The following is a 12,495-nucleotide window of genomic DNA, read 5'->3' as shown; positions in this document are numbered from 1 at the left end:
GAAACCCCTAGTTGCTGGCAGCGACGGCGTTGGCGGGAACGAGGTTTTCCAGCGCCAGGTCGTAATTGGAAACAAGCGCCTCGACCGAGGGGCCGATGATATCGAGCGCGAGGCTCGGATAGACGCCAAGCAGGATCGTCATGAAGATGAGCGGCGCGAAGATCAGGCGCTCGCGCGTCGACATGTCGGTGATGGATTTCAGGCTTTCCTTGATCAGATCGCCGAACACCACCCGGCGATAGAGCCAGAGCGCGTAGGCGGCGCTGAGGATCACGCCGGTCGCGGCCAGGACCGCGATCCAGGTGTTGACCTGGAAGACGCCGATCAGGGTCAGGAACTCGCCCACGAAGCCCGACGTGCCGGGCAGGCCGACATTGGCCATGGTGAACAGCATGAAGATGGCGGCATAGGCGGGCATCCGGTTCACCAGGCCGCCATAGGCGTCGATCTCGCGCGTGTGCATCCGGTCATAGATCACGCCCACGCAGAGAAAGAGCGCGCCGGAGATAAAGCCGTGGCTGATCATCTGGAAGATCGCGCCATCGACGCCCTGCTGGTTGGCGGCGAAAATGCCCATCGTGACATAACCCATATGCGCGACGGAGGAATAGGCGATCAGCTTCTTCATATCCTCCTGCACCATCGCCACCAGGCTGGTGTAGATGATCGCGATGACCGACAGCCACATGACGAACTCGGCCATCATGTCGGACGCGACGGGGAACATCGGCAGGCTGAAACGCAGGAAGCCGTAGCCGCCCATCTTCAACAGGATCGCGGCCAGCACGACCGAACCGGCCGTGGGCGCCTGCACATGGGCATCGGGCAACCAGGTATGCACCGGCCACATCGGCAGTTTGACGGCGAAACTCGCGAAGAAGGCGATCCAGAGCACTGTCTGCAATCCGCCCATGATCTGGAAGCCGAAGACGGAAAGCGGGGCCGCGCTGAACTGATGATCCAGAAGCGCCGGGATGTCGGTGGTGCCGGCATCAATATACATCGCCACGATCGCCACCAGCATCAGGACCGAGCCGAGGAAGGTGTAGAGGAAGAACTTGAACGCGGCATAGATGCGGTCCTTGCCGCCCCAGATGCCGATGATCAGGAACATCGGGATCAGCCCCGCCTCGAAGAAGAGGTAGAAGAGGACGAGATCCAGCGCCACGAAGACGCCGATCATCAGCGCCTCCAGCACCAGCAGCGCGATCATGTATTCCTTGACGCGGGTGCTGACCCCCCAACAGGCGGCGATGGTCAGGGGCATCAGGAAGGTGGTCAGCAGCACGAAGAGCACGCTGATCCCGTCGACGCCCACCTTGTAGGTCAGGCCCATCATCCACTCGCCCTCCTCGACAAGCTGGAAGCCGGGATTGGAGGCGTCGAACCGGGTCAGGATGAACAGCGAGATGACGAAATTCGCGGCGGTGACAAACAGCGCCATGCGTTTCGCGCCAAGCTGCGCGGCCTCATCATTGCCGCGCAGGAACACGGCCATCACGATTGCGGCGACGAGCGGCAGGAAGGTGACGATGGACAGGAGGTTATCTTGCATGTCGTATCTCTCAGCCCCCGAAGCTCAGGGTCGCGATGGTGATCAGAAGGGCGATGCCCAGGACCATGGCGAATGCGTAATGGAAGAGGTAGCCCGATTGCGCGCGGCCCGCCATCCTGGTGAACCAGGGGATGATCCCCATCGCCAGCCCGTTGATGCCGCCATCGATGATATTGCCATCGCCCCGGCGCCAGAAGAGACGGCCAAGCCAGCCCGCGGGGATCACGAAGAGCCAGTTGTAGATCTCGTCGAAATACCACTTGTTGAGCAGGAAGAGGTAGGCGGGGCGGTTGGTCTCGGCCAGACGGCGCGGCAGGGACGGGTTGACGATGTAGAACAGCGTCGCGGTCCCGAACCCGATCAGCATGGCGATGAAGGGCGCAAGCTTGACCCAGGTGGACACGGCATGGGCGTCGTTCAGGACATTGTTGTCCGGCGCAATGTGGATCGCACCATCGCCGGGCGCGCCGGTAAAGACGTAATGCGCCTCGCCGTAACCGCCCGCGTCTTCGCCAGCGTAGTCGCCCGCCTCCTCGGCAGCGGCCCCCTCGATGACGGGGTCGCCCGCCTCCTCGGCATGGGCTTCCTCTGCGCCGACCTCACCCTCCTCGGCGTATTCCACACCGAAGAACCGGCCCACCTGGTCGACCGAGCCGAAGAAGGAGTTGTACCAGATCATGCCCGAGAACACCGCCCCGAGCGCCAGCGCGCCAAGCGGGATCAGCATGGTCATCGGGCTTTCATGGGCGTGGTCATGGGCATGGCGGTCGCCGCGCGGGGTGCCAAAGAAGGTCAGATACATCAGCCGCCAGGAATAGAAGCTGGTGAAGCAGGCGGCGATGACCAGCGCCCAGAAGGCGTAGAGGCCAAGCCCGCCGCCGAAGGCGAAGGCGCTCTCGATCACCGCGTCCTTGGACAGGAACCCGGCAAAGCCGATATAGGTCAGCGGGATGCCGACGCCGGTAATGGCCAGCGTGCCGATCAGCATCGCGGCAAAGGTCAGCGGGATCTTCTTGCGCAGACCGCCATAGTTGCGCATGTCCTGCTCATGGTGCATCGCGTGGATGACGGAGCCTGCGCCGAGGAACAGCATCGCCTTGAAGAAGGCATGTGTGAAGAGGTGGAAGAGCGCGACCGAATAGACGCCCACACCCGCCGCCACGAACATGTAGCCCAGTTGCGAACAGGTCGAATAGGCGATGACGCGCTTGATGTCGTTCTGCACCAGGCCCACGGTCGCGGCAAAGAACGCCGTCGCGGCCCCGATGATGACGATGAAATTCGTCGCATAGGGCGCGTATTCCAGCACCGGCGACATGCGGATGACCAGGAACACGCCCGCCGTCACCATGGTCGCGGCGTGGATCAGCGCGGATACCGGCGTCGGGCCTTCCATCGCGTCGGGCAGCCAGGTGTGCAGGAACAGTTGCGCCGATTTGCCCATCGCGCCAAAGAACAGCAGCATGCCGATGGTGTTGGCCGCGTTCAATTCATAGCCCAGGAAGCTGATCGTCATCTCCGCCAGTTCCGGCCCCATGGCCAGGATCACGTCGAAATTGATGCTGTCGGTCAGCTTGAAGAGCGCGAAGATGCCAAGCAGGAAGGCGAAATCGCCGACCCGGTTGACGACGAAGGCCTTGATCGCGGCGGCCCCGGCGGTCGGTTTGCGGAAGTAGAAGCCAATGAGAAGGTAGGAGGCGACGCCGACCCCTTCCCAGCCGAAGAAGAGCTGCAACAGGTTGTCCGCCGTCACCAGCATCAGCATCGCGAAGGTGAAGAAGCTGAGATAGGCGAAGAAGCGGGGGCGGTAGCTCTCGCCCTCGCGGAAATGCTCGTCATGCGCCATGTAGCCGAAGCTGTAGAGATGCACGAGCGCCGAGACGGAGGTGATCACGATCAGCATCGTCGCGGTCAGCCGGTCGATGCGCACCTGCCAGCTTGTGTCGAGCGATCCGGACGCGATCCAGGTGAAGAGGTCGCGGGTATAGGTCTCACCATCGAAGGCGAAGAACACGATCCAGGACAGCGCCATGGACAGGAACAGAAGGCCGGTCGAGACCACGCAGGCCGCCTGTTCGCCGATCAGCCGCCAGGAAAACCCGCAGATGATGGCGCCGACCAGGGGGGCGAAGAGGAGGATGGTTTCCATGGTCTCAGCCCTTCATCACGTTGACATCTTCGACCGCGATGGTGCCGCGGTTGCGGAAGAAGCAGACCAGGATGGCCAGGCCGATGGCGGCCTCGGCGGCGGCGACGGTAAGGACGAAGAGGGTGAAGACCTGCCCCGTCAGATCGCCCAGATAGGCGGAGAAGGCGACGAGGTTGATATTGACCGCCAAGAGCATCAGCTCGACCGACATCAGGATGATGATGACGTTCTTGCGGTTCAGGAAGATCCCGAAAATCCCGATGACGAACAGCGCGGCGGCCACCGTCAGGTAATGTTCAAGTGCGATACTCATCTCGTCCCTCCGGGGTTTTCTCGTCCCCATTCATTCGTCGTCGAGGGCGCGCGGGCCCTCGAATATCTGTGCGGGCGGGCGTTACAGACCCTGCCCCGGTTTCACGTCCTTCAACTCCATCGCCTTGGCTGGGTCGCGATACATCTGGGCCAGCACGTTCTGGCGCTTGATGTCGGTGCGGTGGCGCAGGGTCAGGACAATCGCGCCGATCATGGCGACCAGCAGGATCAGCCCGGCAAGCTGGAACAGCAGGAAGTAGCGGTCATAGAGGATCGCGCCGAGCGCCTCGGTATTGTGCATCTCGGACAGCGCGGGCGTCGGGTTGCCGAGGCGTCCGTCGAACCCTTCCGAGAACTGCCACGACCCGAAGGCCATCGACAGCTGGATCAGGATCACCACGCCGATCAGCCCCGCCAGCGGCACGTATTTCGCCATCTCGGCCTTCAACTCGGCGAAATCCACGTCCAGCATCATGACGACGAAGAGGAACAGGACCGCCACCGCGCCGACATAGACGATGATCAGCAGCATGGCGACGAATTCCGCCCCGATCAGCACGAACAGGCCGGCCGTGCTGAGGAAGGCCAGGATCAGCCACAGCACCGAATGCACCGGGTTGCGCGCCACGACGACGAAGAGGCCCGCCAGGACGGTGGTGAGCGAAAACAGGTAGAAGGTGAAATCGACAACGCCCATGGGTCTATTCCTCGTTTCCGTCGATGGTCTGGCGGGCCAGGTCCATCGCCTTGGTCATCGCGGGCACGCCGCCGAACATGGCCGCCTGCGCGATGGTATCCGCGATCTCCTGCTTGGTGGCCCCGGCCTCCAGCGCGTGGCGCACGGTCAGGCGGATCTGCGGCTCGGCATGGGCGCCCTGGATGGTCAGGCCCTGAAGCGTCAGCAGCAGACGGGTTTTCGAGTCCAAACCTTCCGGGTTGAACTGCTTGCCCATCATCATCTCCATCATCTCGGCGGGGATGGTGGGCCACATCTTCTCGAACCCGTCGGGGGTGAAGCTGGCCAGCGCGGGGTTCATCGCCTTGGCCATGTCCTTGGCCATGTCCTGCGTCTGCTTGAACAGCGCCTCGAAGGGGTTTTGCGGGGTGTCGGTCATGTCGGGTCTGTCCCTTCCAGCGACTCCACGCGCTCTTCCACCTGATGGATGTATCCCGCAATGGAGGTCAGCAAGACCCCTTGCCCGCCGATCAAGTTGCGCAGATCGGACAGCTCCTTGCGAACCTCTTTACGGAAGGTTGCGTTCTCCTCGCGCATTTCCCGCGATTGGGTCAGGATCAGGTTATCCACATTCTCACTCATCTGTAGGGCGCGTCCATTTCCAGGTTGCGGGCGATCTCGGCTTCCCACCGCTCGCCGTTTTCCAGAAGCTTGGCCTTGTCGTAGAACAACTCCTCGCGCGTTTCGGTCGCAAACTCGAAATTCGGGCCTTCGACGATGGCATCGACCGGGCAGGCCTCCTGGCAGAAGCCGCAATAGATGCACTTGGTCATGTCGATGTCGTATCGCGTGGTCCGGCGGCTACCATCCTCGCGCGGTTCGGCGTCGATGGTGATGGCCTGCGCCGGGCAGATCGCCTCGCACAGCTTGCAGGCGATGCAGCGTTCCTCGCCATTGGGGTAACGCCGCAGCGCGTGTTCGCCGCGGAAACGGGGTGAAAGCGGCCCCTTCTCATGCGGGTAGTTCAACGTCGCCTTGGGCGAGAAGAAATATTTCAGCCCAAGCTTGAAGCCGACGATGAAATCCCAAAGCACGAAGTATTTCGCGGCGCGGGTATAGTCGATCTGGGTCATCTGATTTCCTCCACCTATCCGTTCACCTGAAATCCAGGCTCCCAACTGGCGAGATCAGCCAAGCGCTCGGTAGCTTCAGCGGCAAACCCCTCGAATTTCTTAGTAGATACAGCAGCCCCAACCGCTTCTTCTACTGTTGGATAGTGACCAAGTGTTTCATTCTGTTCTGCGAGAAAAAATCCACCCTCTCGGACCCATATGGTCAAATCAATTCCGTCATTACTGTAGGAATAAAATGTAGTGCCGCTAAGCGTCATCCCTCAGCCCCCTACCATCCAGCGGGCATAGGCGCCGCCGAACAATTCGAATTTCGCCGCGAAGCTGACCAGCACGACCCAACCCAGGGAAAGCGGCAGGAACACTTTCCAGCCGATCCGCATCAGTTGGTCATAGCGGTAGCGCGGGGTGATCGCCTTGACCATCGAGAAGACGAAGAAGACCAGCAGAATCTTGATCGACATCCACCAGATGCCATCGGGCAGGCCGGGGATGGGGCTGAGCCAGCCGCCGAAGAACAGGAGCGCAACCAGCGCGCACATCAGCACCACGGCCACAAGTTCGCCGATCATGAAGAGAAGGAAGGGCGTCGAGGAATATTCCACCTGGTAGCCCGCGACCAGTTCCGATTCCGCCTCGGGCAGGTCGAAGGGCGGGCGGTTGGTTTCCGCCAGCGCCGAGATGAAGAACAGGATCAGCATCGGGAAATGCGGCAGCCAGTACCAGTTGAGCAGGCCCAGATTGCCATCCTGCGCGGCGACGATGGCCCCGAAATTCAGCGATCCGGTCGAGATGACGATGCCAATGACGATGAGGCCCAGGGACACCTCGTAGGAGATCATCTGCGCCGCCGAGCGCAACGACCCCAGGAACGGGTATTTCGAGTTCGAGGCCCATCCGCCCATGATCACGCCATAGACCTCCAGCGACGAGATCGCCATGACATAGAGGACCGCGACGTTGAGATCGGCCAGCACCCAGCCGTCATCGAAGGGGATCACGGCCCAGGCAATCAGCGCCATCACCAGGCTGACCATCGGGGCCAGCAGGAACACGGCACGGTCGGCGCCTGCGGGGAACACGACCTCTTTCAGGATGTATTTCAGGAAATCGGCAAAGCTTTGCAGCAGGCCGAAGGCACCCACGATATTGGGCCCCCTGCGCATCTGCACGGCGGCCCAGATCTTGCGGTCGGCATACATCAGGAAGGCCAGCGCCACCAGAAGCGGCACCACCAGAAGCAGGATCTGCCCCACGGTCAGCAGGGTGATGCCCAAACCCGTTGTCGTAAAGAATTCAACCATAGTCCCTCACACCGTCGGTATGCCTTGCTCGGCACAGTCCGCGACCACCACTTCGGCGTCGATCGTCTGCACCCCCCGCGGGAGCGCCGGTGACACGGTGTAAACCGCATCTGCCCGCCAAAGGCCAGACTCTTCATCCACATTTGTGCGCACATGTCGCGCAAAGCCGTAGCCCCGGATCACCGCATATTGCGCGGCGGCGCATTCGGCATAGAGCGCCACATCCTCGCGGTTGCGCGCGCCGCGCATCGTGACGTGGAAATTGACCAGATCGTCATCCAGCAGGCGCGTCTGCACGCCCATGAACTCGAACAATTCCACGGGGATGTCGCGGCTGGTCTCCGGGGCCTCGGGGGCCTCGGGGGGTTCGGCCTGCCGCGCGCCGGGCGCGCAGGCGGCCAGCACCGCCAACGCGCCCCCGAACGCCGCGATTTTGATCCCCGGCATCATCGCCGGTTACTCCGCCGCCAGGACCGTCTCGGCCCGCGCCTTGGCCCCTGCCGACAGCTCCGCCATCAGGCTGGAGGCGCGCGCAATCGGGTTGGTCAGGTAGAAATCGCCGATCGCGGGCACGAAATCGGCATTGCCGGGTGTGCGAAGCTCCAGCGCATCACCCTCGTTTTCCGGAACCTCGTCGATACGGCCCAGATGCGGCACCGCCTCGACCAGTGCGGTCCGCAACTGCGCCAGGCTGTCGAAGGGCAGCGTGGGCCCCATTTCAGCCGAGAGCGCGCGCAGGATAGCCCAGTTTTCCTTGGCCTCACCGGGCGCGAAGCCCGCGCGCAGGGCAAGTTGCGGGCGGCCCTCGGTGTTGACGAACAGCCCCTGTTCCTCGGTATAGGCGGCCCCCGGCAGGATCACGTCGGCGCGGTGCGCGCCCCGGTCGCCATGGCTGCCCTGGTAGATGACGAACGCGCCTGCGTCGATCTCGACCTCATCGGCGCCGAGATTGTAGATCACGTCCGCGCCGTCAATCGCGGCCTCCATGCCGCCCTCGGTCACGGCCCCCACGTCCATCGCGCCGACCCGGCCCGCCGCACTGTGCAGCACCAGAAGGCCCGAGCCCGAGATCTCGGCCATCTTCTGCGCCTGTGCCAGCACGGCCTCGCCATCGGCCTCGCGCAGGGCACCCTGCCCCACGATCACGATGGTCTTCTTCTCGTCGCGGGTTTCCTCCGAGACACCGTCCGCGATCATGTCCAAGAGCGCCTGACGGCCCGTCCCGGCATGGTAGTAGTCATAGGTCAGGTCGGCGGCCTCGCCGATCAGCGCGACCTCGGCGCCCGCGATCCAGGCCTTGCGGATGCGCGCGTTCAGCACCGGCGCCTCAACGCGGGGGTTGGTGCCGATGAGCAGGATCATCTCGGCATCGTCGATGTCCTCCACCGTGGTGGTCCCGACATAGGCGGCGCGGTTGCCGGCGGGAAGGCGCGCGCCATCGGTACGGCATTCGACCGAGCCGCCTTGCGATTCAACCAGCGTTTTCAGTGCATAAGCGGCCTCGACCGGGGCCAGGTCGCCGACCAGACCGGCCAGTTTGCCAGCCCCCTTCATCGCGTCCGCCGCCTTGGCCAAAGCCTCGGGCCAGGTCGCGGGGCGCAGACGCCCATTCTCGCGGATGTAGGGTTTATCCAGCCGCTGCTTGCGCAGCCCGTCCCAGACAAAGCGGGTCTTGTCGCTGATCCATTCCTCGTTCACGCCGTCATGGTTGCGCGGCAGGATGCGCATGACTTCGCGCCCCTTGGTATCGACACGGATATTGCTGCCAAGCGCATCCATCACGTCGATGGTCTCGGTCTTGGACAGCTCCCAGGGACGCGCGGTGAAGGCGTAGGGCTTGGACGTCAGCGCCCCCACCGGGCAGAGGTCGATGATATTGCCTTGCAGGTTCGAATCGATCATCGCCCCCAGATAGGTGGTGATCTCGGCATCCTCGCCGCGGCCGGTCTGGCCCATCACCATGACGCCCGCCACCTCGGAGGTGAAGCGCACGCAGCGGGTACACGAGATGCAGCGCGTCATCTGGGTATCGACAAGCGGCCCGAGTTCCAGGTCTTCCGAGGCGCGCTTGGGCTCGCGGTAGCGGCTGAAATCGACGCCATAGGCCATCGCCTGGTCCTGCAGGTCACATTCGCCGCCCTGGTCGCAGATCGGGCAATCCAGCGGGTGATTGATCAGCAGGAATTCCATCACGCCTTCGCGGGCCTTCTTGACCATCGGGCTGTTGGTCCGGACCATCGGCGGCTCACCATCCTTGCCGGGGCGCAGATCGCGCACTTGCATGGCACAGCTTGCCGCCGGTTTCGGCGGGCCGCCCACGACCTCGACCAGGCACATCCGGCAATTGCCCGCAATCGAGAGGCGTTCGTGATAGCAAAAGCGCGGGATCTCGACCCCGGCCTGTTCGCAGGCCTGGATCAGGGTCATGGCCGGATCGACCTCGACCTCTTTGCCGTCGATATTGATTTTGCGTAGCTCGGTCATGGCTTTACCTTTGCAGGGCGCGCGCGTCGGAAGGGGCATGGTTTGCAGCCCTGTCTAACGCAGCGCCCACCCGGATTCACGCGGAAATTCCACATGGCCCCCCCAATGCCGCGTTCGGGAGGGATTTGCAACGCGGGACGGAGGGGTTTCGTGACCGGACGGGGTGGTTTTTCGCCGCGCCGGACACGCGAAAAGGCCCGCGCGGGGGGCATCCCGGCGCGGGCCTTCTTTCCGGCAGGCGGTGCCGATCAGCGCAGAAGCTGCCCGATGGCGGAGCCCGCGGCGATCTCCTCGCGGCCGACGGTGCAATAGCCCTCCATCATGGTGGGCGAGGCCCCGCGCGCCAGAAGCCGTGCGTCGGCCTCTGCCTGTACCAGATCCTGTTCCGCATCATCATCCACAAAGGCCCTGATCTCGCTGCGCGAATAGCCGAGGTCCTCGGCCATGCCGACAAGGCTGTTGATGAAACCCAGGGCGCGAATGCGGCGGGCCGAGATGTCGGGGCATCGCTTGTGGATACGCCGCGCGATGGAAAAGATGATCAGGCCCTCGCTGATCTGCGGGTCGTTGCGCAGCGCGTCCCAGTCTTCGGCTTGCGCTTGCGTGGGCGCAGCGGCCAGAAGGCCCGCAACCAGAAGCGGGGTCAATCGGAGCATCATGAACAGGTCCTTTCGAAAAATCGGCTCGACGAGGCTTGAGACGTGGGGCACGCCCCCCTGTCATTCAATATCAACCGCCCGTCATCCGGCGACATCGGCCCGAAATCGCCGATTTCCTGAGGAAACCGCCTATATCCGCACGCCCCAGAAGGCGATGATCAGGTAGATCACCAGGCCCACCAAGGCCAGGCCAAGCGTCGAGTAGATCGCGCCTTCCAGCTTTTCGGGCGTGTTCAGCAGCATCATCACCATGCCCGCCAGCAGCGCCCCGATCACCGCGCCCAGGATCGAGCCGCCGATGCCCCATGTATAGCCGAGCCAAAGCCCGAGCCCGATCAGGACCAGGAACACCACCGTCATCCAGGCCCGGTAGAACCCGGTCAGGACCGGGCGATTGCTGTGCATCGGTTGATCTGCCACTGCCGCCTCCGTTGGCTCGCCCCTTTTTCGCGGGGCGTTGTCCAATTCACGGGTATCATAGCGGGTGGGGGCCAACCGGGCAAGAAATGAGGCGCCTGCCTGACGGTCGGGCGATCAGTTTTGCAACAGCGCGCGCTTTCGGATCGGGCCTCGTGACGGGATATGGCATGATACCAATCGCTTAGCGACGGGCCTTCGCCGGAATGGGCTGCCCCGCCCGCGCCCCTTCCTGCCGCCCGCCGAGCCAGCGCCCGAGCGCGGCCAGCACGCCCGCCAGCGAAACCCTCGGCGCGCGGAGGCCCTCGGTGCGGCGCGCCATATCCTGCATCATCTGGCGATGTTCATGGGGTCCGTAGCACATCGGGCGGGCTCCTGCTTGCGGGAATGGGCCCGGCCAGCATAGCCCCGGTCCCGCCCCCGGCAAAATCACGATGCGGCGAGGGCTGCGGGAAATTCCTGACAGCTTTGTCCGCTTTTCCTGACAGGTTTGTCAGGAATTTCGCCGCTGCATTCCGGCGCCTATTCGGCCGCGATGGGGCCGCGCTTGTGCTTGATGCGATCCTCGATCTCGTCGCGGAAGTTGCGGATCAGGCCCTGGATCGGCCAGGCCGCCGCGTCACCGAGCGCGCAGATCGTGTGACCCTCGACCTGCTTGGTCACGTCCAGCAGCATGTCGATTTCCTCGACCGCCGCGTCGCCCTTCACCAGACGGTCCATCACCCGCATCATCCAGCCGGTGCCTTCGCGGCAGGGCGTGCATTGGCCACAGCTTTCGTGCTTGTAGAAGGCCGCCAGCCGCCAGATCGCCTTGATGATGTCCGTCGACTGATCCATCACGATCACCGCCGCCGTGCCGAGGCCCGATTGCAGGTCGCCGCGCAGGTAGTCGAAATCCATGATCGCGTCGCGCATGTTCTCGCCGCGCACGCAAGGCACCGAGGAGCCGCCGGGGATCACCGCCTTGAGGTTGTCCCAGCCGCCGCGAATGCCGCCGCAATGCTTTTCGATCAGTTCCTCGAAACTGATCGACATGGCCTCTTCCACGACGCAGGGGTTGTTGACGTGGCCCGAGATCGCAAAGAGCTTGGTGCCCGCATTGTTGGGCCGACCGAAGCCCGCGAACCATTCCGCGCCACGACGCAGGATGGTGGGGACGACGGCGATGCTCTCGACATTGTTCACCGTGGTCGGGCACCCATAAAGCCCCGCGCCCGCCGGGAAGGGCGGCTTCATCCGGGGCATCCCCTTCTTGCCTTCCAGGCTTTCCAGCAGCGCGGTTTCCTCGCCGCAGATATAGGCCCCTGCCCCGTGATGCAGGTAGAGGTCGAAATCCCAACCCGACCCGGCGGCGTTCGGCCCGAGCAGGCCCGCGTCATACGCCTCGTCCACGGCGGCCTGCAGTGCCTCGCGTTCGCGGATATATTCGCCGCGCAGGTAGATATAGCAGGCATGCGCGTTCATCGCGAAGCTGGCGATCAGCGCGCCCTCGATCAGGGTGTGGGGATCGTTGCGCATGATCTCCCGGTCCTTGCAGGTGCCAGGTTCCGATTCGTCGGCATTGATCACCAGGTAGGCGGGCCGCCCGTCGCTTTCCTTGGGCATGAAGGACCATTTCAGACCGGTCGGGAACCCCGCGCCGCCGCGCCCCCGCAGGCCGCTGGCCTTCATGATCTCGACGATCTTGTCGCGGCCAAGCGCGATCAGATCCTTGGTGCCGTCCCAATGTCCACGTTTCTTGGCCCCGGCCAGGTCGCGGTCGTGCATCCCGTAGATATTGGTGAAAATCCGGTCTTTGTCCTGGAGCAT

15 protein-coding genes are annotated in these 12,495 nt (G+C 63.5%); all 15 read right to left on the bottom strand.

Translation table 11 applies throughout. The features are described 5' to 3' along the window. Positions 1-7 precede the first annotated feature (7 nt). The gene (locus HNS34_RS01440; protein ID WP_172317270.1) at positions 8-1,555 is read right to left on the bottom strand and encodes an NADH-quinone oxidoreductase subunit M; all 1,548 of its coding nucleotides are present in this window, start codon (positions 1,553-1,555) and stop codon (positions 8-10) included. A gap of 10 nt (positions 1,556-1,565) precedes the next feature. Continuing rightward, positions 1,566-3,704, bottom strand: coding sequence for an NADH-quinone oxidoreductase subunit L (gene nuoL / locus HNS34_RS01435; RefSeq protein ID WP_172317268.1), 2,139 nt, complete (start codon positions 3,702-3,704; stop codon positions 1,566-1,568). Positions 3,705-3,708: 4 nt separating this feature from the next. Continuing rightward, entirely contained in the window at positions 3,709-4,017 is a 309-nt protein-coding gene (gene nuoK / locus HNS34_RS01430; protein ID WP_172317266.1) for an NADH-quinone oxidoreductase subunit NuoK, read from the bottom strand. Between the two features lie 81 nt (positions 4,018-4,098). Beyond that, positions 4,099-4,713, bottom strand: a complete 615-nt coding sequence (locus HNS34_RS01425; protein ID WP_172317264.1) for an NADH-quinone oxidoreductase subunit J — start codon at positions 4,711-4,713, stop codon at positions 4,099-4,101. Between the two features lie 4 nt (positions 4,714-4,717). Further along, entirely contained in the window at positions 4,718-5,131 is a 414-nt protein-coding gene (locus HNS34_RS01420; protein ID WP_172317262.1) for a carboxymuconolactone decarboxylase family protein, read from the bottom strand. Next, positions 5,128-5,334 (bottom strand): hypothetical protein, encoded by a 207-nt coding sequence (locus HNS34_RS01415; RefSeq protein WP_172317260.1) that lies wholly within the window; start codon positions 5,332-5,334, stop codon positions 5,128-5,130. Before HNS34_RS01415 ends, HNS34_RS01420 begins: the two co-directional genes overlap by 4 nt. Continuing rightward, positions 5,331-5,825 (bottom strand): NADH-quinone oxidoreductase subunit NuoI, encoded by a 495-nt coding sequence (gene nuoI, locus HNS34_RS01410; protein WP_172317258.1) that lies wholly within the window; start codon positions 5,823-5,825, stop codon positions 5,331-5,333. The genes HNS34_RS01415 and nuoI overlap by 4 nt, the downstream gene beginning before the upstream one ends. A 14-nt stretch (positions 5,826-5,839) precedes the next feature. After that, the gene (locus HNS34_RS01405; RefSeq protein ID WP_172317256.1) at positions 5,840-6,082 is read right to left on the bottom strand and encodes a hypothetical protein; all 243 of its coding nucleotides are present in this window, start codon (positions 6,080-6,082) and stop codon (positions 5,840-5,842) included. Positions 6,083-6,085: 3 nt separating this feature from the next. Beyond that, entirely contained in the window at positions 6,086-7,126 is a 1,041-nt protein-coding gene (gene nuoH, locus HNS34_RS01400) for an NADH-quinone oxidoreductase subunit NuoH (RefSeq protein ID WP_172317254.1), read from the bottom strand. Positions 7,127-7,132: 6 nt separating this feature from the next. Next, on the bottom strand, positions 7,133-7,576 hold the full coding sequence (locus HNS34_RS01395; protein WP_172317252.1) for a YNQ4 family lipoprotein: 444 nt from the start codon (positions 7,574-7,576) through the stop codon (positions 7,133-7,135). Positions 7,577-7,582: 6 nt separating this feature from the next. Further along, on the bottom strand, positions 7,583-9,610 hold the full coding sequence (gene nuoG, locus HNS34_RS01390; RefSeq protein WP_172317250.1) for an NADH-quinone oxidoreductase subunit NuoG: 2,028 nt from the start codon (positions 9,608-9,610) through the stop codon (positions 7,583-7,585). A 248-nt stretch (positions 9,611-9,858) separates the two neighbouring features. Then, positions 9,859-10,269, bottom strand: coding sequence for a DUF5333 domain-containing protein (locus HNS34_RS01385; protein ID WP_172317248.1), 411 nt, complete (start codon positions 10,267-10,269; stop codon positions 9,859-9,861). Positions 10,270-10,398: 129 nt separating this feature from the next. After that, positions 10,399-10,689 carry a hypothetical protein gene (locus tag HNS34_RS01380; RefSeq protein WP_172317246.1) on the bottom strand — a complete coding sequence of 97 codons (291 nt, stop codon included), beginning with the start codon at positions 10,687-10,689 and terminating at the stop codon, positions 10,399-10,401. A 181-nt stretch (positions 10,690-10,870) separates the two neighbouring features. After that, complete coding sequence (locus tag HNS34_RS01375) at positions 10,871-11,050, bottom strand: hypothetical protein (protein ID WP_172317244.1); 180 nt, start codon at positions 11,048-11,050, stop codon at positions 10,871-10,873. A gap of 158 nt (positions 11,051-11,208) precedes the next feature. Further along, positions 11,209-12,495 (bottom strand): NADH-quinone oxidoreductase subunit NuoF, encoded by a 1,287-nt coding sequence (nuoF, locus tag HNS34_RS01370; RefSeq protein WP_172317242.1) that lies wholly within the window; start codon positions 12,493-12,495, stop codon positions 11,209-11,211.

Source organism: Alterinioella nitratireducens (genome assembly GCF_013155465.1).
Lineage (GTDB): Bacteria > Pseudomonadota > Alphaproteobacteria > Rhodobacterales > Rhodobacteraceae > Alterinioella > Alterinioella nitratireducens.
This window is presented reverse-complemented; position numbering and strand designations above follow the sequence as displayed.